The sequence below is a fragment of the Myxococcus sp. CA040A genome, assembly GCF_013336725.1.
Taxonomy (GTDB): Bacteria; Myxococcota; Myxococcia; order Myxococcales; family Myxococcaceae; genus Myxococcus; species Myxococcus llanfairpwllgwyngyllgogerychwyrndrobwllllantysiliogogogochensis.
Genome location: NZ_JABUMR010000005.1, coordinates 239,445 through 258,220, shown reverse-complemented (window position 1 = coordinate 258,220; position 18,776 = coordinate 239,445). Strand labels below are relative to the sequence as shown.

10 protein-coding genes are annotated in these 18,776 nt (G+C 69.3%); 6 read left to right on the top strand and 4 right to left on the bottom strand.

The genetic code is table 11. The features are described from left to right. Positions 1-289: 289 nt before the first annotated feature. Entirely contained in the window at positions 290-2,161 is a 1,872-nt protein-coding gene (locus HUA75_RS22940) for a glycoside hydrolase family 18 protein (RefSeq protein ID WP_174487621.1), read from the bottom strand. A gap of 627 nt (positions 2,162-2,788) precedes the next feature. Here HUA75_RS22940 and HUA75_RS22935 point away from each other — a divergent pair. After that, the gene (locus HUA75_RS22935) at positions 2,789-6,079 is read left to right on the top strand and encodes a bifunctional serine/threonine-protein kinase/formylglycine-generating enzyme family protein (RefSeq protein WP_174487620.1); all 3,291 of its coding nucleotides are present in this window, start codon (positions 2,789-2,791) and stop codon (positions 6,077-6,079) included. 6 nt (positions 6,080-6,085) lie between these two features. On the opposite strand, the gene HUA75_RS22930 is transcribed toward HUA75_RS22935, so the two are convergent. Beyond that, on the bottom strand, positions 6,086-7,549 hold the full coding sequence (locus HUA75_RS22930; protein ID WP_217446234.1) for a hypothetical protein: 1,464 nt from the start codon (positions 7,547-7,549) through the stop codon (positions 6,086-6,088). 306 nt (positions 7,550-7,855) lie between these two features. Here HUA75_RS22930 and HUA75_RS22925 point away from each other — a divergent pair, with 306 nt between their 5' ends. The 4 genes from HUA75_RS22925 (at position 7,856) to HUA75_RS22910 (ending at position 11,791) form a co-directional block, all read left to right on the top strand. Then, positions 7,856-9,376: a sigma-54-dependent Fis family transcriptional regulator gene (locus tag HUA75_RS22925; RefSeq protein ID WP_254627715.1), complete on the top strand. Its 1,521-nt coding sequence runs from the start codon at positions 7,856-7,858 to the stop codon at positions 9,374-9,376. 29 nt (positions 9,377-9,405) lie between these two features. After that, positions 9,406-9,888: a hypothetical protein gene (locus HUA75_RS22920; protein WP_174487619.1), complete on the top strand. Its 483-nt coding sequence runs from the start codon at positions 9,406-9,408 to the stop codon at positions 9,886-9,888. Positions 9,889-9,898: 10 nt separating this feature from the next. Further along, on the top strand, positions 9,899-10,702 hold the full coding sequence (locus HUA75_RS22915) for a DUF4347 domain-containing protein (protein WP_174487618.1): 804 nt from the start codon (positions 9,899-9,901) through the stop codon (positions 10,700-10,702). 399 nt (positions 10,703-11,101) lie between these two features. Continuing rightward, complete coding sequence (locus HUA75_RS22910; protein WP_174487617.1) at positions 11,102-11,791, top strand: hypothetical protein; 690 nt, start codon at positions 11,102-11,104, stop codon at positions 11,789-11,791. A gap of 14 nt (positions 11,792-11,805) precedes the next feature. Here the strand turns inward: HUA75_RS22910 and HUA75_RS22905 are convergent, their stop codons facing one another. Further along, positions 11,806-12,549, bottom strand: a complete 744-nt coding sequence (locus tag HUA75_RS22905) for an NIPSNAP family protein (RefSeq protein ID WP_371746171.1) — start codon at positions 12,547-12,549, stop codon at positions 11,806-11,808. A gap of 176 nt (positions 12,550-12,725) precedes the next feature. Further along, positions 12,726-13,118: a RidA family protein gene (locus tag HUA75_RS22900; protein WP_141641494.1), complete on the bottom strand. Its 393-nt coding sequence runs from the start codon at positions 13,116-13,118 to the stop codon at positions 12,726-12,728. A 293-nt stretch (positions 13,119-13,411) separates the two neighbouring features. On the opposite strand from HUA75_RS22900, the gene HUA75_RS22895 reads away from it, so the two are divergent. Continuing rightward, entirely contained in the window at positions 13,412-18,736 is a 5,325-nt protein-coding gene (locus HUA75_RS22895; protein ID WP_254627714.1) for an HYR domain-containing protein, read from the top strand. Positions 18,737-18,776: the final 40 nt, after the last annotated feature.

Sequence of the window (18,776 nt, the reverse complement as noted above, 5' to 3'; positions counted from 1 at the left end):
AGAAGACCGGGGCACCCCGGTTGGCGTCTGGCCATTGCAGACTGGGCGCCAACCTCGTGGGCGCCAAGGCGGCCAGACTGGCGGCCCCCGCTCACCGCACGCTTGATGCGTGTGCTGGGTGGCAGACCCGGAGCCGCGCCAGCCGGGGCATCCACTGCGAGGCGCTCACCTGTCCATGGAGGGCATCCCCTCGGTCCAGCGGGCAACAGGGCCTGGGCCGAGGGGAGGTCTCCGGTGCGGGGCCGAGGAGGCTGTCGGCTACCCACTCAGGGTGGTGCGTTTCCCTGGGCTAGGGGAGGAAGGCGCCCTTCACCGCGTCGAGTGGAGGGTTGGCTCCCGTCACGGGGTTGGTGCAGCCCTGGTTGAGGGTCCAGATGATGGTGCCGCCGAAGCCGTTGGCGCGCGCATAGGCGCCCTTGGCGGCAATCGATTGCGGCGAGTCATAGGAAATCCAGCGCACGGTGCCATCCACCACGGGCGTGGCGAAGGTGACGTAGCTGGACTGCGCCACGGAGTCCCAGTGGTACACCCCACCCGTGGCGGTCAACGCGAGGATGCGCCCGTAGGTGAAGTCATTGTCACTGCCCACATAGTCGGACCAGTCCGTGTAGGGCTGATACGGGCCGGTGATGTTGCGCCAGGCCATTCCATAGAAGGGCAACCCCATGCCCAGCTTCGCCTTCGGGATTCCCGCGGCCACCCAGGCATTCAGGCTGGACGCCACCGAGGTGGGGTGGGTGCCCGACTCTCCCGTCAGGGCGGAGGAGTACCAGGAGGTCCACCCGCCCCACGGCCCCGTCATCTCGTAGGACATGACGTTTATCTGGTCCAGGTAGGGCACCATGTTGACGAACCACGGGTCGGCGTCCTCGGGGAAGTTGGAGTTGATCCAGTTGATGGGGAAGGTGAGGAGCATGCCGGGACGGGCCGTTCGCAGCTCTCGCACCAGCGCGAGCAGGAAGGGCTTGTCGGCGGCCTCCACCGGCTCCCAGTCGATATCCAGGCCGTCGTAGCCAAAGCTGTCCATGGCGGCCAGGAGGTTGCTCACGAAGCGGGCGCGGTTGGCATTGGAGGCGGCGCCCACCCAGCCGTCATGCTCGCCGGAGCCTCCCACCATGATGATGGCCTTGCGGCTGGCCGCGTGGGCCCGCGTGGAGAGGGTGCGGGCGATGGCGGGGCCGTTGTCATTGTCGAACTGGGTGTTCACCGTGCCGTCGGGATTGGGAGTGACGCGGCCGACCACGATGTGGGTCATCGCGCTGAAGTCGACCTTCTCCGGAGGATAGAGGTCCGCGTTCCAGCCGGTGTAGTAGCCCGACACCCAGAGCCCGCTGGCCGGTGCGGGGGTGACCCTGACGGGAGCCGACGCGGACTGCGTGGGGTCCGCGACGCTGGTGGCCACCACGTGGTACGTGCCTGGCGTCCTGGGCGCGGTGTAGCGGCCCGAGGTGGTGATGGAGCCGCCCGCCGCGCCCTCGAGGACGGACCAGGTCACCGCCGTGTTCGTGCTCCCCGTCACCGTGGCGATGAAGGTCCGGGAGGTTCCGGCCGTCATCGAGAGGGAGGCGGGGTTGAGGGAGACCACCACGGGGGACGGGATGCGCAGTCCCTCCGCGCGCAGCGAGTCGAAGTAGAGCGTGGGCAGCGTCACCCCGCGCCCTTCCTGGAGCACGAGTCCCTTGATTCGCGCACCCGGGGTGACGAGGGCGGAGAACGGCACGGTGCACGTCACCCAGGTGTTGGCCAGGATGCGTCCCCCGGTGCAGCGCGGCCCCAGCTCCGTGCCGGTCGTCAGCGTGTCGTCGGCGTAGGCCCTGACGCGCACCACCGCGCCCGTCCCCGCCGTGCCTCCGTGGACGCGCAGGACGAAGGTGGCTCCCGCGTCGGCGACGTGCGGCGACGTGTAGAAGTACAGGGCCTCCTCGCTGCGCATCGTCGCGGAGATGGAATACTGCCCCTCCGCGACGGGCGAGGTGGCCCTGAGTGAATGCGTCGCCCAGGAGTAGTCGAACCAGGGCGACTCCATGGCGTCGCGGTAGATCCAGCTCGTGGCGAACGTGTCGGAGTTCGCAGGGGCTTGTGGCTCCTGCTCCGTCGCGCTCGCGCCCCAGGCCCACAGCAAGGCCATCCCCAAGGATACCCAACCCACCCACCTCTTCATGTGTGCTCCTCTCGAGACCGGCCGGGCACCGCGCTCGCGCAAGGCGTGGCGGAAGTCCGGGGCTCGAAGCCTGTCCGGGATGGACGGGCCACGCGGCAAGCTGGGGTGAGCAGCCCGTGTCAGCAACGCCCGCCTGTCCCCGAGGGGGCTCGCAAGGAGACACTGCGCAAGGGAATTGGAGGAAAGGACTAGTACCAATCCCTTACATGCTCAGAAGCGTCTCGGTACGAGGGCTCCGGGTACGAGGAGCCGGGGCACAAGCAGGGCGATGACGGGGCAGCCCGGCGGGCTCCGGTACCCGCGCTCCAGCTGCATGGACGGCTGGACCTGCGCGGGCGGCCCCCGCGGCTCGCGCACGTCCGCTCCGCGCGGGGGCGCCTGGAGACAGGGTGTCCGGGGTGTCTCGGGTGTATCGCGCCCCAGGGGTTGGGCTCCCGTCGGCCATGGTCCTGGCGGACCCCGTGTCTGGGATTGAGCCGGGTGGGTGCGAGGGCGTCCGGAGGGGCTGACCTGCTTCACGTGGAGCCGTGGCGCGTCATGGTGGATTGGCCCTAACATCCCCGGCGAGTCGCGGTGGATGCGTGCGGGCTCGGATGCGGCTGTCATGGCGGCTGGGGGTGGTTCGAGATGAGCAAGCTGGCCCCGGGCAGGCTGCTGGAGGCGGAGGAGCCGCTCGCCTCGGGCTCGCTCGTGGAAGGCTTTCGCGTGCTGAAGCTGCTCGGCGAGGGCGCTTCGGGCAGGGTGTATCTCGCGCAGGACCTGGCGCTGGGGCGACACATCGCGCTCAAGTTCCTGCGGCCGGAGCTGCTGGGGCCCCAGAGCGCGGAGCGGCTGCTGGAAGAGGCGCGCACCACGGCCCGCTTCAACCACCCCCACATCGTCACCGTGCACGCGGCGGGTGTGTATCAGGGCCAACCCTTTCTGGCCTTGGAGTACCTGGAGGGCGAGACGTTGCGCGAGCGGATGTCTCGGGAGCGGATGTCGCCGGGGGAGGTGCTGCGCGTGGGGCGCGCCATCGCGGACGCGCTCGCGGAGGCGCACCGTCATGGCATCGTCCACGCGGACCTCAAGCCGGAGAACATCCTCCTGCCGAGGGATGGACGGCTGCGCGTGGTGGACTTCGGGCTCGCCCGTCACGCGGGCACCTCTGCGGGCGCGGCGTCCGGGACTCCCGCGTACATGTCGCCCGAGCGCTGGAGGGGGACCCCGCCCGCGCCGGCGATGGACCTCTGGTCGCTGGGAGTGATTCTCCACGAGCTGCTGGACGGCCGCCGCCCGGTGGACGACGCGAGCCTCCCCGCGTTCGCCTTCACGCCGCGTCCGCTCCCGGGCCCGACGCCGGAGCTCGCCGGAGCGGCGCTCGTGAAGGACTGTCTCTCGCTGGCGCCGGAGGCCCGGCCGACGGCGGAGTCATTGGCGAGAGCGCTGACGGACCTGCTGGAGCCGGCCCGGAGGCCGTTGGAGGCAGACCCCGAGCGGCATCCGTTCCGGGGGCTGCGGGCCTTCACGGAGGGCGACGCGGAGGACTTCTCGGGCCGGGAGGCGGAGGTGGCGGCGCTCGTCGAGCGGCTGCGGCAGGCGGCTCCGGTGGTGCTGACGGGCCCTTCGGGGATTGGCAAGAGCTCGCTCGTGCATGCGGGCCTGGTGCCGCGACTGCGGCAGATGGCGAGCTGGGAGGTGGTCGCCTTTCGTCCCGGACCGCGTCCCCTCCATCGGTTGACGGAGGTCCTGTCGCTGGACGCGGGAGTCGCGCGGACGCTGGTCCTGACCCCCGGGGCCATCGTGGAGTTGCTGCGGGCGCGCGCTCCGGCGCCCGCGCTGTTGTTGGTGGATGCGTTCGAGGAGGTCTTCACCCTGGGGGCGGCGGAGGAGGCGATGGCCCTGGCGCGGTGCCTGTTCGCGGTGGCGTCCGCGGGCATCGGGTGGCGGGTGCTGGTGGTGCTGCGTGATGACTACCTGGGGCAGTTCGCCCGGGTGGAGCACCTGGGGGCCTTTCTCGGCAATGCGTTCGTGGTGGGGCCGTTGTCGCCCTCGGCGCTGGTGGAGGCCGTCACTGGTCCCTTGCGTCGCGCGGGCCATGCCACGGACGAGCCCGGGCTGGTCGAGCGCATTGTCGCGGACGTCCGTGCCCAACCCGCGGGCCTGCCGCTCTTGCAGGCCACCTGTTCGGCGCTGTGGGAGCGCAGGGACAAGGCGCGGCGTCTGCTGCGCGCGGCCGTGTACGAGGAGCTGGGCGGCGTGGCGGGGGCCCTGGCGGCGCAGGGACGTCAATTGCTGGGACAGCTCCCGGCGGATGACATCCACACGGTTCGACTCCTCCTGCTTCAATTGCTCACGCCCGAGGGGACCCGACGCCCTCGGGTGCGCGAGGAGTTGTTGGAGGAGCTGGGCGTGGGCGCGGGGAGGGTGCTCGACTCGTTGCTCGCGCACCGGCTGGTGGTCGCCTCCCGCGACGTGCGCAATGACGGGGCGCTGGTGGAGCTGGCGCACGAGGCCCTGGCCACGGCGTGGCCGGAGCTGGCGCGCTGGCGGCAGGAGTCTCGTGATGAGCACCTGCTCGTCACGGAAATCGACCAGGCCGCGGAGCTGTGGCATCGGCGCGGACGCCGGGACGAGGAGACGTGGGGCGGTGATGCGCTGGGGCAGGTGCTGCGGCGGGTGGCGGACTGGAAGGTGCCGCTCGCCAGCCGCTCGCGCGCGTTCCTCGATGCAGGGCGCAAGCGGGAGCAGGGGCACGTCCAGCGGCGCCGGGTGGGGATTGCCGTGGTGGTGCTGCTGCTCGTGCTCGCCACGGGGGTGGGCACGTCGGTGGTGTTCGCGTTCCAGCAGAACCAGCAGGAGACCGCGCGCCAGCAGCGGGAGATGCGGCTCATGGCCGCGGACATGGGGGACTTCGACCTGGTGCTGGAGTTCTTCGACTTCGATGCGCGCGCCCTGACGTGGACCCGTGCGCCCGTCACCGCGCCCGTGCGGTGGGCGCTGGAGCTGAGCCCGGAGGCACGGCCGGACGAGCTGCCCATGAAGGGGGCACCTCCCGAGGGACGGGTGGATGAGCAGGGGGCGTGGCGCGAGCGCGTGGAGGCGCCCTCGCGGGCCGCGTGGCTCACCGTGGAGCGAGGAGACTGTCCTCCTTCGCGGATACGCCTCCTGCGACTTCCCGGCTACGCGCAGCGGGCCCGCCGAGAGGAGCTGCGGCTGCCGGTGCCGACCTGCGCCACGTCCCGGGCCGGGCAGGTGCTCGTCCCGGCGGGTGGATACTGGAGGCCCGAGCTGTCGCTGAAGGAGGAGGCGCGCTTCGAGATAGGCGCCTTCGCGATGGACAGGACGGAGGCCACCAACGCCGAGTTTCGGCTGTTCCAGGAGCGAATCCTTCCGCTCATGGGTGGCGCGCGGGAGGCCGCCCCCGCCCATCCGGACTATGAGCCGGCGAACCTGCCCAGGATTCCCGTCACCGGAATCGACGCCGGGGTGGCCGAGGCCTATTGCCACTTCATGGGCAAGGAGTTGCCGACCTACGACGAGTGGTCGAAGGCGGGGCGGGGAGGAGAGGTCCTCGACGCGAAGGGCGAGGTGCCCAATCCCGCGCCCCGTCGTCGGACTGTCTGGGGTGACGACCGGCCGGTGCCGCCCGCCAACCTGTATGCGAAGGATGCCTTCGCCACACTCGCCCCCGTGGGCTCGTTCCCGGAGGACCGCAGCCCTTATGGAATCATGGACCTCGCGGGCAACGTGGCGGAGTGGACGGCGACCATCGCCACGGAAGGTGACTACCCGGGCTTCCGCATGGTGGCGGGTGGGCGCTGGGACGCGCCGCCCGAGACGCGGCAGCACTGGCTCTTCTGGGCCAACCACCTTCCTTCGCGTCGCTTCGAGTTCGGCATTGGCACCCGCTGCGTGGAGCGGGTGCCTGCTCCCTGACGGCTTTCACACGGCGCGGCGCGAGGGACGATAGATGTAGTGCGGCACGACATTGCCCCGGTAGGCGACGAACAGCGAACTCCACACCGGATTGGCGTCGTGCATCTGCTTGAGTTGACTCAGCATGCGGGACTGGACCGCGTGCGGGTCTGTGTCGAGCGTGAGCCCGGCGACCACGGCGGCGGCGACGAGATGCGCGGCGTAGGTGCCTTCGAGCAGCCCCTCGGGCAACTCTGGTGGCCCTTGCAGCAGCCCCTGGGCGAGCCGGTTGACGCGTGCCTCGTCATCGTCGCGCCAGTTCTGAATCTGTCCCAGCGCATGGCCCTCCAGCGCGGCGGCGCGGTGGGTGACGAGCACGTGCGCGACGGCGGCGGCGGATGCCTTGGCGAGCTCGCGTGTCACGGTGATTCCCCCCACGACGAGCTTCTTCTCATTCACATCCGCATCCACTTCCCGCTCGATGAGTCCGGCCCAGGCGGTCCGGTTCGTGAACAGCAACTGCTGGACCGTGGCGGACGCGAGATAGCCCCGCAGGACATCCACGGGATGGGGCTCGTCGAAGTCGGCTTCGCGGCGCAGCACCGGCCCGCTGCGCCCCCAGGCGGCGTTGTGGCCCCGGAGGTAGCCGAGCAGCCCCAGTCCCGACGTCGGGCCCATGTTGAGGATGCCAAGTACGTCCGCGGCGGTCTCATCGATGCGGTCCGCCCAATAGGATGCGAGGGTGGGGTAGCTGCTCTTGAGCTGGTCATACACGGCGTTGGACAGCTCCGCGGAGAGCCCCGAGTCAGCGTCCAGGATGTCGTGCCCCGCCGCCTCATGCGGGAGCGCGGCCCAGGCCAGCAGCCCTCTGGAAGCGCTCGATGGTGGCAGGCTCACCACGCCCGCCTTCAAGCCCAGCACGCTCGAGGTGGCGTCCACCGGCCAGGTGTACGGTCCGAACTCAGGTCTTCCCCACTTCACCAACGGCGGGAGGATGCCCAGGTCCGGAGGGGAGACGCCTCGCCGGCTTTCCGCGCTGAGGAAGCCATCGAAGAGGTCGCTGACGACTTCCTGGAAGGCATCCGTGGCGGTGGGCTCGTACCGTTCGGCGTTCTGGAGGACGGCCTGGGCTGCGTCGAGCAAGAGGCCCGCGGCGCCCCTGCGCTTCTTGTCCTGTTGCAGCAACTGCGCGTATCGCATGGGGCCCAGCTCACCCAGCTTGGTGAGGAGCGGCTGATAGAAGGTGTCCCGGTAGCACGCGGGGAGGGTGTCTCGTGCGGCGGAGAGCCGGCGGAACAGCTCCTGGTAGCTCGCGGGCTCGCTGGGGCCCGGGTCTCCCTTCAGCGTGGCGTCGCGGGTGTCCAGCGTGAGTTCGCGAAGCTGATGCCGTGCATCCCGCGGCGAGAAGAGCGCGGAGGGCGTATCCTCGGTGTCGAGTGACGGCTGCAGCGGGGGCACGGACGCGACGGAGGTCTTCTTGAGTCGTGACATGGTCTCCTCGGATGGAGGCGCGTCCCTTCTTCACGGGAACGCGTGGCCTCCTCTTCCGAGCTAGAGCAAGCACCATGCCTTGACGCGCGTGGCGGGGATGCAGACGTATGTCCAAGCTGAGGCGATGCGTGTCTGTCCACGGGATTGGACAACGCTCGAGGTGTTTGTCAAATCCAGTGGACACTCGCGACCCGGGCACGGCCGTGTGTCACTCTCAGGCAGTCGCTGGCGCGCCCCCTGCAATGCCTGTCGGCGACCATGTCCTACTCCTGGCTCACCAGCATTGCCGTGCTCCGCACGGGTGGTATGTTGACAGACATGGTCACCCCCGAGGCCCGCCTTGCCCGTGAGAGAGATCTCTACCTCGCGGTGCTCCGAGTCCTGGATGCGCCGAGCCCCCTTCAACCCCTTCAAGATGTGTTGACCTGTCTGGTCGAGCTGGCGGATGCCCAGCGCGCGGGGCTGGAGCTGTATGGAGAAGGCTCGGTGGCGCGTCGCGAGTGGTCGCTGTTCCATGGATGCTCGGAGCTGGACCGTGAGGAGATTCGCGCGCTGACGTCGCGAGGAATCGTCGCCGCGGCCATCGCCGAGGGGAGGTCGGTACACACGGCGCATGCGTTGCTGGACGTGCGCTTCTCCGGCTCCGCCAGCGTCAAGGCCCAGCGTCTGGAGGCGGTGTTGTGCGTGCCGCTCGCTGGGAGGTTGCCAGGGGTGCTCTACCTGGAAGGCAAGCGCGGCGCGGGCCCGTTCCCGGAGGCGTTGGTGGCGCTCGCGGAGTCCGTGGCCCGCTTCCTGGGCGCGGCGTCCCAGCGGGCCCTGCTCCAGCGTGGAGGGGACCGAGATGACCCGACGCGGCCCTTCCGGGAGCGCTTCCAATTGGAGGACATCATCGGTCGCAGCCCGGGCCTGGCCCACGTGTTCGCGCAGCTCGCTGTCGCGGCGCCGCTGGATGTGACGGTGATGATTGGGGGACCGTCTGGCACGGGGAAGACGCAGCTCGCGCAGGCGCTGCACGTCAACAGCAAGCGCAGGTTGGGGCCCTTCGTGGAGCTCAACTGCGCGGCCGTCCCGGAAGGACTCTTCGAGAGTGAGTTCTTCGGGGCCTTCCCTGGGGCCTTCCCTGGCGCGCGAAGGACGGTCGGCAAGGTGGAGGCGGCCGAGGGCGGGACGCTCTTCCTCGACGAAATCGCGGAGATTCCCCTGTCCGCGCAGGCGAAGCTGCTCCAGTTGCTGCAGTCGCGGCAGTACTTCCCGCTCGCCAGCCCCAAGCCGTTCAAGGCGAACGTCCGGCTGGTGGCCGCGAGCAATGCCAACCTCGAGCAGTTGGTCCGTGAGCGGCGCTTCCGTGAGGACCTCTTCTACCGGCTCAATGTCTTGTCGGTGCGCATGCCGGCGCTCGCCGAGCGGCGTGAGGACATCGTCCCGCTGGTGGAGGCGCTGGTGGAGCGGCTGGCGGAGGAGAATGGGCTGCCGCGACTGCGCCCGTCACCCGCGTGTTTCGCCGCCTGCGAGACGGCGGAGTGGCCGGGCAATGTAAGGCAGTTGCGGCATCGACTGGAGGCCGCGCTCATCCACGCGAGCGCGGAGGCGGCCACGTTCCTGGAGCCGCGCCACCTGTTCGAGGGCGCGGAGCCACCCGGGACGGCGCCGGTGTCCTTCCACGAAGCGACCCGGTGTTTTCAGCGCGACCTGCTGCGCCGCGAGCTGGAGGCCACCGACTGGTGTGTGTCGGATGTGGCCCAGCGGCTCGACCTGACACGCCAGCATGTCTACAACTTGATGAACGCTTTCAGCCTGAGGCGGAATTCCCAGACGCCGGACAGTTGATGTCTCACTCGTAGCCCAGGGAGTGCTCCATGCCCAGTACGCCATTCTATGGTGATTCGACCCTCAAGCCGCAGAGCGAAGCGAAGGACCTGCAGTTCTGGTGGATGCCGGAGATCAACGGCCTGTCAGGAGGCGGATACCGCGCCTACAAGGTCCTGGTGAAGAGCGTGGACCCCCGGCACTTCACGTTCGACCTGCTGGCGGAGGCGCCGGGCGTCCCCAACCTGGTGGGGCTGGAGGTTGACCTCTTCAATTCCACGCATGTCTGGCCAGGGGTGCCGTCCACCGCGGTGAATGCCCAGCCGGGTCAGTTCGGCTACCTCCTGCTGACGGCGAAGTTCCTTTCGACCCAGCAGGTCAACAACCTGGACGCGTACTCCGATGGGCGGGGCAAGTGGCCGTTTGGCGCGGATGCGGTCCGGCGCCGAGGGGCCTCCGCGCGCGGAGGCGAGGTGATGCGTTCGGTGTCCGCCCTCCTGGCCGCGCTGGCGGACCCGCGGGAAGAAGGGTGAGGGGCGCGCCATGCACCTGACCGTCATCGCCTATGCCTCCCTGCTCGATTGGCGCATCGAGCGCGCGGTCTTCCGCGTCGATGGGACGAAGGACTCGCTGAGCCGCTTCGTGCGGTGTCAGCGCCGGGAGCAGCTCTACTGGATTGTGAAGGACGTCTTCGACCAGGTAGGGCCCCTGTCGCGGGTGGATATCTTCGGCCACGGCAAGCCAGGCACCCTGACGCTGGGCGACCCCGGGCAGGAAGTGGTGACCCCGGATGAGACGAGCTGGGGCCTCCTGTCGAGCTTGGGGGAGTTCCTCGCCACGAAGGCCGAGCTGCGGTTGTTGGGCTGTGAAGTCGCGGCGTGTGAGGAGGGACGGCGTGTCCTCAAGGGGCTCGAGGCGCGGCTGTCGGAAGGGGACAAGCCGCGGACGGTCTGGGGTATCACCGCGTCGATTGCCTACAGCGACTTCGGTCCTGGGGGCATACGTGAAGACACGGTCGGGCCCTTCTTGAAATCCGCGGCGAATCTGGACGTGCCTCTGGAGGGTGTGCGCCGCCTGGGCTTCGCGGGCCCTGGCATCGTCGGGGAAGTCCAGGGGGTCATGCAGAGACTCCCGCCGGGCTATGTCTCGGATGGGTATCAGGACATGCCCGCTGCCATCGTCGACGAACACATCCAGGTGGATGAACTCGACATCACGCTCTGTGCGGCGAGACGGATTATCGCTGTCCGCTCGAGGTCGTCCCATCAGTTCGCAATCTACCGCTGGCTGGGCATGTCGGAAGCGCCGAGCAGTGAGCAGCTCAAGGCGCACCTGCTTTCCCGCTGAACCTCCGGGTGTCGCGGGTTGTTCGCCGACTTCTTGTTGATATTTCTTTGATTGTCGCGTCGGGCCAGGTCCGCCGTGAGGCGCTTCGCGCATTCATGGGTCGTGTGATTTTTATTCCGTTTGTCTTTGGCTCGCCCGTCGACGTTCGACGGGCGCACCTCTTCGATGCGTGCTGGGGGAATTATGAAGTGCATGGTTCGGTGCGTGGTGTTCGTGTGGCTTGTCATGGCTCCTTGGATGGCGTTGGCTCAGTCGATGGCGCCTCCTGAAACACGACGAAAAGGCAGCCGCTCAGTGGTCTCTCCACGAATTGAACAGGCGGATTCCGGAGTCTCGGGCCCCAAGAGCCTGACGACGGACCCCTCTCCCGCAGTTGAGAAGGAGGCACCGCATGGGCTGATGTATGGGTTCTGGACTCGAGAGCATTCCGATGCGTACTTCGGGCCGGAGCAGGTGAGTGTGGCCGAGTACTTCACCTTCACGGGAGTGTCCGAGGAAGGGAAGAGCATCACCGCGAAGCTGTTGGGATTTCGCATCTTGGACAACGTCCAGTTGAGCCTGTACGCGGCGATTACCACCACGGAGACCCCGGCCTCGGAGGAGGGAGAGGCCCTGGAGGCCTCGCGTGAGGGAAATCTCGAGAACTTCATCCAAGCAGGGGGCAATGCGACGCTGACCGCGGAGGTGCCACTGGTGGCTTATATGCCCAAGCGCTCGAAAGAGGCGCAGCTCCAGGATGTGCTCTCGTTGAGCTTCGTGCCCGCGCTCAACCTGGAGGTAGCGCCACTCGGGTCCGCGACGGAGAACGGAGTGAGGGTGGGGCAAGCCGGGCTGCGCTTCTTTGGACAGAAGGCGGCCCTCGATAGTGGAGACATCGCGGTGTTTGGGGATGTCTGGCTGGGAGGACTCTGGGGAACGGCAGACTTCTTCGGCGCCATTGGTCAGCCGGGACGCAAGTCAGCGCTCTATGGCAAGGCGACGCTGGGACTGGCGTTGCTCAAGAAGGTCCGGCTGAATCTGACGAAGGTCGTCCTGGGGCCCGAGCAGATGCGGAGCCCCTGGATCGTGTCCCTCGCGGTGTCGCCGTAATCGCGGGCACCCCGTCACCGCAGCAGTGAGCGCGCGGTGGGCTCCAGCACCAGTGACTCGGGTGCGGCTTTCAGCTGCTTGAGCAGGGCGGGGCGCACGGTGTCGTTCCAGCGCGGTGAGTTCGCGAGTCGTTCGACATGGGCGCGGTATTTCTCCCGACTCGCGAACACGGTGAACGCGACGAGCACATGTTCGCCCTCGCGCACGGGGAGGGCCGGGAAGGTGTTCGGGGCGTACTCCGTCTGGAGCAGGGTGAGCGGCGCGCCGCCCGTCTCACTCAGGACAGGCACGAGCTGTTGCTCGACGAATCGCAGGAACGCGTCGTCCACGGGGGCGTCACGATGGAAAATCGTGACGAGGACGAGAGAGTCCGGTGTCGGGTGGTTCCCCTTGTCGGGTCTGGGGGAACCCGGCGGGGGGAACCCCCGACTTCCGGTGACGGGGCGCAACAGCAGGACATTGCTCGAGTCCTGCATCGTCGCGTTGGCCGCCTCCCGGTGTGCCTTCCACACGGGCCCACCGTAGAACCGCTTCAAGGTCTGCTCACGAGACACCATGTCCGGGAAGCCGCGCAGCCAGACGAAGCGCTCGGGCCGCGCCGAGTCCCGGAACTGTCCCACCAGGTGCGCGCCCTGGGCTTCCTGACTCTCGACGAACTCACGCTCGAACAGGTCGATGAGCACATCGCGCTGTCCCGGGTGCAGCGTGTACTGCCGCAGCTCCAGCACGGCACAGCAATCACGAGAGGCAGGTTTCACGGCGGTGGCTCCTGACGGTGGCGTCGGTGGGAGCGCACTCGCCTTCCACGTGAGCAAGAGCAGGAGCGTGAAGAGCTGGCGTCGCATCGGGCCTCCGGTAGCGGGTATCGGAGGCACCGTATGCGCCCACTAGGACAGTTCCGGTCCTGATTCGGACCGTGACAACCCCCTTCGTCTCAAGGCACGTAGGCGATGCAGTCGATCTCCACGAGCAGCCCGGCCTCTGGGAGCGCGGCCGCTTGCACGGTGGTGCGGGCGGGGCGGTGCCCGGCGAACACGCGCTCGTAGACGGCATTCATCCGGGAGAAGTCCTTCATGTCGACGAGGAACACGCCACAGCGCAGGACGTGCTGGAGGCTGGAGCCACCCGCCAGCAGGATGCGCTCCAGGTTGCGGAGGACCTGTTCCGTCTGCGCTTCGATTCCCTCGGCCTGCTTCCCGGTGGCTGGGTCCGTCGCGGCCTGTCCGGAGACGAAGAGCAACGAGTCCAGCCGCATGCCCGGGGAATAGGGTCCCACGGGCTTCGGCAGTCCAGGCGCGGTGACGGGCTCGTGCTTCGTCGCGGTCATGTGTCCCTCCAGGAGACCCAACGGGGCCCGCAGCCTGCCATCCTGCTCGGGAGGATGACCAGCCTCCGCCTCGGGCGTGTGTTTCCCCTCGCGAGAAAGCGACGCTCCTGTTGAACAACGCGTCACTTGTGCCGCCTGTGTCCCAGACCCCTGGCGTCCTTTTTTCGAGGCGTCGGTGAGGACCCGGTGGGGTGAAAGCGTGATACAGCCGGAGGCAACACGCGCACGCTCGCCAGCCGTGGCGTCCCTCGCGCGTCAGCCCGTGCCACACGCATGGGTGTGGAGGGTGACAGATGCAGTCGAGACGCGTCTCGCGATACCTGGTCGTGGTGGTTGGTTGTGCCCTGGTCGCCGCATGCGAGCAGAAGCAGGACCTGCCGGCTTCAGCGGAAGCGCTCGCTCTGGCTCGGGCCTACTTTCCGGAGCTGACCACGGAGGAGGCGCCGTCGAAGGTCTTCTCCTCCTCGGAGGTCCCCCTCACCGTCGCGGACTCCCGAGCTCTCACGTCGCGGCTCTCCGCGAGCGGGACGCTGGAGTTGACGACGCGGGGCCTGCTCTTCCGCGTCGAGCAGGGAGCTGGCGCCGATGACGCCGGTACCCTGCTTCGCGAGCGAGCGGTGTCCTTCGCGGGCCCGCGACACTTCTGGTTCCCGGTGGGTGCTTCCGCCGAGGTGAGCCAGGGGTGGCGCTCCTCGCGGTTGGAGGAGGCCTGGGTGGTGGATGGCTCCGAGCCCCTCCACCGCGCGGAGTACCACGTCACGCTGCCCCCTTCGGTGACGCGCCTGCGGGATGTGGGCGAGTACGTGGAGTTCCTCGACACCGACGGGCAGCCGGTCCTGCGCTTCCACCCGTCCGAGGTGCGCGATGCGCGGGGCGAGTCCCGGCGTGGTGACACGCGCCTGTCGGGAGTTCGCGCGTCATCGCTCGCGAACGTGTTCGAGGTGGAGGGCCCTCGCGTGAGCCTCGTCACCGAAGTGGCGCTCGCCGGACTCACCGCGCCGCTGGTGGTGGACCCGGGCTGGTCGTCGACGGCCAGCATGGCGACCCCGAGGGCGCAGCACTCCTCGCTGCTCTTGACGGATGGCACGGTCCTCGTGGCCGGCGGGGTCAACAGGCTGGGCTTCGTGACCACCGCGGAGCGGTTCGACCCGGAGCGCGGGACCTGGGCGTCCGCCGCGGGCCCCGGCATCCAGGGCAATATCGCGGTGGGCGTGATGCTGCCCACGGGACGGGCGCTGGTGATGACGGACGGCAGCCTGACGGGACGCATCTACGATGCCCAGACGAACACCTGGACCGCCACGGGCGCGATGGCCGCTTCGCGCAGCCTGCCAACGGCCACCGTGCTGCCCTCGGGCAAGGTGCTCGTCGCCGGTGGCTCCAACCTGGCGACCGCGGAACTCTACGATGCCGCGACCAATACCTTCACCCCCACGGCTCCCATGGCGGTCATCCACCGTGCCCACACGGCCGTGCTGCTGAGGAATGGACGGGTGCTGGTGATGAGCGGCTTCAGCAACCTCATCCCGGGCGAGGTCCCTGAATCCGAGCTGTATGACCCCGTCTCCGAGACCTGGTCTCTCGCGGCGCCTGCCCTGGTCCCCCGGCACTACGCGACGGGGACGCAGCTTCCGGATGGCCGGGTGCTGCTCGCGGGCGGCTTCACGGCCGGCGGCGTCACCACCCATGCGGAGCTCTATGACCCGGCGGCCAACACCTGGACCGCCACGGGAGCGCTCACCCATCCGCGCAATGGCCACACCGCCACGCTGCTGCCCAACGGCAAGGTGCTCGTCCAGGGGGGCGCGGACGCGGCCCGCAACACGCAGACTGTCTCGGAGTTGTATGACCCCGCGACGGGGACCTGGAGCCCGGCCGGGGCGTTGGCGGTGGGGCGTGAGAACATGGTGGCGACGCTGCTGCCCACGGGGCAGGTGCTGGTCAACGGTGGCTACGCCTCCAACCCGAGCCTCACCTTCTTCGCCAACGCCGACGTCTATGACGCGTCCAGCGATGTCTGGGCTCCCGCCGGCAATCTCGCGGCGGCTCGCGCTTCCAGGGCGGCCGTGTTGTTGCCCTCGGGGCAGGTGCTGGTGGCCGGAGGACGCGGCTCGGGCGGCGTGCTGGCGACGGCGGAGCGCTACACGCGCGCGAGCAACGCCTGGTCGCCCGCCGCTTCCCTGGCGACGGCGCGCGAGCGGGCCACGATGAGCCTGTTGCAGTCGGGCCGGGTGCTCGTCGTCGGCGGAGCCAATGGCGCGGGAGCGCAGGCCTCCGCCGAGCAGTATGACGCCACGGCCAACGCCTGGTCGGCCGCGGGCAACCTGGCCACGGCACGCGATGGCCACACCGCGACGGTGCTCGGCTCGGGCCGGGTGTTCGTGGTGGGCGGCGCGGGTGCGGCGACGGCGGAGTTGTATGATCCGGCGACCAATACCTGGAGCGGCGCCGCATCCGCCGCCACGCCGCGCTCGCGGCACGCCGCCGTGTTGCTGAACGACGGGCGTGTCCTCGTGGCGGGTGGTCAGAATGCGGGGGCGCTGTTGGCCACGGCGGAGCTGTATGACCCGACCACCAACACCTGGGCTCCAGCGGCGAGCCTCGCGCAGGGACGCGAGTCCTTCACGCTGACGGTGTTGTCCTCGGGCCGCGTGCTGGCGTCGGCGGGCACCACGCTCGCGGCGGAGCTGGCGTCGGCGGAGCTGTATGACCCGGTCTCCAACACCTGGACTCCGGCGGGCTCGCTCGCGGAGGCGCGGGCCTTCCACTCCGCGGTGCTGCTGCCGTCGGGCCGTGTGCTCGTCGCGGGAGGCCAGGGGCCGGGAGGCGCGGTGCGCGCCACGGCGGAGCTGTACGACGGCGCGACGAATACCTGGAAGCCCGCGACGAATCTCGCTGGGCCCAGGGCGCGCTTCGCCGCGGTGGTGCTGCCCACGAGCGAGGTGCTCGCGCTCGGTGGTCAGTCTGCGGCCAACGCGTGGCTGGCGAGCGCCGAGCTGTACGAAGACACGGGGGCGCAGCCCTCATGGCGTCCGGTGGTGACGGGGCCGGACGAGGTGACGCGCGCGTGCTCCGCCCGAATCACCGGCGCGCGGTTCCGAGGCATCTCCGGTGCCAGCTCGGGCGACTACAAGGACTCCTCGGCGGACTTCCCGCTGGCGCGGCTGCAAGGCGTGGAGGGAGGTCGGCTCTGGAGCCTGCCGGGGACGGACCTGTCCGCCACGGGCGCGACGGTGACCATTCCCGCCAGCGCGCCGCCTGGCACCTATGCGCTGTCCATCTTCGCCAACGGGATTGGAAGCGGGCGGCTGGTGACGGTGCTGGAGAACATCGCGCCGGTGGCGCAGGACCAGACGGTGGAAACGGGCTACGGAGTCCCGGTGAATGTGACCCTGGTGGCCACGGATACCGAGGTGGGGCCGCCGCTGACCTACGTCATCGTCACGCCTCCGGCGAACGGCACACTGAGCGGGACGCCTCCCGCCGTCACGTACACGCCGAATCCGGGCTACGTGGGGCCGGACAGCTTCACCTTCATGGCCCGGGACTGCGGTCTGGACAGCAACGTGGCCACGGTGACGGTGGGCGTGGTGGATGAAACGCCGCCGACCATCACCTGCCCGGCGGACCAGCAGGTGGAGGCGACGAGCCCGGCGGGCGCTGTCGTGACGTATCCCCCCGCCACCGCGACCGACGTCATCACCGGGAATCCGACGGTGACGTACGCACCGCCCTCGGGCGGCACGCTGCCATTGGGGATGACGACCGTCACGGCGACGGCGGAGGACGCGGCCGGCAATCAGGCGTCGTGCACGTTCCAGGTGACGGTGCGGGACACGACGCCTCCGACAGTCACCTGTCCGGTGAACATGGTGGTGGAGGCGACGGGCCCTTCGGGTGCCCCTGTGACCTATCCGGCGGCGACGGCGTCCGATGCGGTGACGGCCACGCCCACGGTGACGTACTCACCGCTGTCGGGAAGCACCTTGCCGTTGGGGGATACGACCGTCACGGCGACGGCGGAGGACGCGGCGGGCAACCGGGCCACGTGCACGTTCCTGGTGACGGTGCGAGACACGACGCCTCCGACAGTCACCTGTCCGGTGAACATGGTGGTGGAGGCGACGGCCCCTTCGGGTGCCCTTGTGACCTATCCGGCGGCGACAGCGTCCGACGCGGTGACGGCCTCGCCCACGGTGACGTACTCGCCGCCGTCGGGAAGCACCTTGCCGCTGGGAGATACGACCGTCACGGCGACGGCGGAGGACGCGGCGGGCAACCGGGCCACATGTACGTTCCTGGTGACGGTGCGGGACACGACGCCTCCGACAGTCACCTGTCCGGTGAACATGGTGGTGGAGGCGACGGCCCCTTCGGGTGCCCCAGTGACCTATCCGGCGGCGACGGCGTCCGACGCGGTGACGGCCTCGCCCACGGTGACGTACTCGCCGCCATCGGGAAGCACCTTGCCGCTGGGAGATACGACCGTCACGGCGACGGCGGAGGACGCGGCGGGCAACCGGGCCACGTGCACGTTCCTGGTGACGGTGCGAGACACCCTGCCGCCCATGCTGACGTGTCCGGTGAATCAGGTGGCGGAGGCGGGGACCGCGGTGACCTATCTGCCAGCGACGGCGTCCGACGCGGTGACGGCCTCGCCCACGGTGACGTACTCACCGCCGTCGGGAAGCACCTTGCCGCTGGGAGATACGACCGTCACTGTGACGGCGGAAGACGCGGCGGGCAACCGGGCCACATGTACGTTCCTGGTGACGGTGCGAGACACGCTTCCGCCCGTGCTGACGTGTCCTGGGAATCAGGTGGCGGAGGCGGGGACCGCGGTGACCTATCCGCCGGCCACGGCCTCCGACGTGGGGAGCACCCCGCTGGTGACGTACTCACCGCCGTCGGGAAGCATCTTGCCGCTGGGGGACACGACGGTCACGGTGACGGCGGAAGACGCGGCGGGCAACCGGGCCACGTGTACGTTCCTGGTGACGGTGCGAGACACCCTTTCGCCCGTGCTCACCTGTCCCGCGGACCCGGTGGTGGAGGCCCAGGACGCTTCGGGCGCCGTGGTGACCTATGAACCCGCGACCGTGACGGATGGGGGGGCGGCGGACCCGGTGGTGGCCTACTCAGCGCCGTCGGGAAGCACCTTCCCGTTGGGAGTGACGACGGTCACTGTGACGGCGGACGATGCGGCGGGCAACCGGGCCACGTGTACGTTCCAGGTGACGGTGCGGGACACGACGGCCCCGACGTTGAGCTGCCCGGAAAACCTCCAGGTGGCCTCGGACGAGCCGGGGGGCGCGCAGGTGACGTACACGCTGCCCACGGCGACGGACTCCGTCTCCGGGCCGGCGACCGTCACCGCGTCGCCGGAGTCCGGCTCGCGCTTCTCTTCGGGACAGACGCGCGTCACCGTCACGGCCACGGATGCCGCGGGGAACACGGCGCAGTGCTCGTTCGAGGTCTCCGTCCAGGCTCGGTTGATCTCGATTGCCGGAGGTGGCTGTCAGTCCACGGGCGGCGGTGGAGATGCGGTGCTGGTCGTGCTGTCGGTCCTCGCCGTCTGGGCGGGCCGTCGTCGCGGCCGGGAGCGAGTCGCCCCGTGAGCCTCTTGAATCCTCTCATTCGACTCTTCAGCTTGAAGGA

Bases quoted from the DNA above. Each gene is read 5' to 3' on its own strand.
- HUA75_RS22935 (WP_174487620.1), top strand. From the start codon at position 2,789: ATGAGCAAGCTGGCCCCGGGCAGGCTGCTGGAGGCGGAGGAGCCGCTC.
- HUA75_RS22920 (WP_174487619.1), top strand. From the start codon at position 9,406: ATGCCCAGTACGCCATTCTATGGTGATTCGACCCTCAAGCCGCAGAGC.
- HUA75_RS22930 (WP_217446234.1), bottom strand. From the start codon at position 7,549: ATGTCACGACTCAAGAAGACCTCCGTCGCGTCCGTGCCCCCGCTGCAG.
- HUA75_RS22900 (WP_141641494.1), bottom strand. From the start codon at position 13,118: ATGACCGCGACGAAGCACGAGCCCGTCACCGCGCCTGGACTGCCGAAG.
- HUA75_RS22925 (WP_254627715.1), top strand. From the start codon at position 7,856: ATGTTGACAGACATGGTCACCCCCGAGGCCCGCCTTGCCCGTGAGAGA.
- HUA75_RS22915 (WP_174487618.1), top strand. From the start codon at position 9,899: ATGCACCTGACCGTCATCGCCTATGCCTCCCTGCTCGATTGGCGCATC.
- HUA75_RS22895 (WP_254627714.1), top strand. From the start codon at position 13,412: ATGCAGTCGAGACGCGTCTCGCGATACCTGGTCGTGGTGGTTGGTTGT.
- HUA75_RS22940 (WP_174487621.1), bottom strand. From the start codon at position 2,161: ATGAAGAGGTGGGTGGGTTGGGTATCCTTGGGGATGGCCTTGCTGTGG.
- HUA75_RS22910 (WP_174487617.1), top strand. From the start codon at position 11,102: ATGTATGGGTTCTGGACTCGAGAGCATTCCGATGCGTACTTCGGGCCG.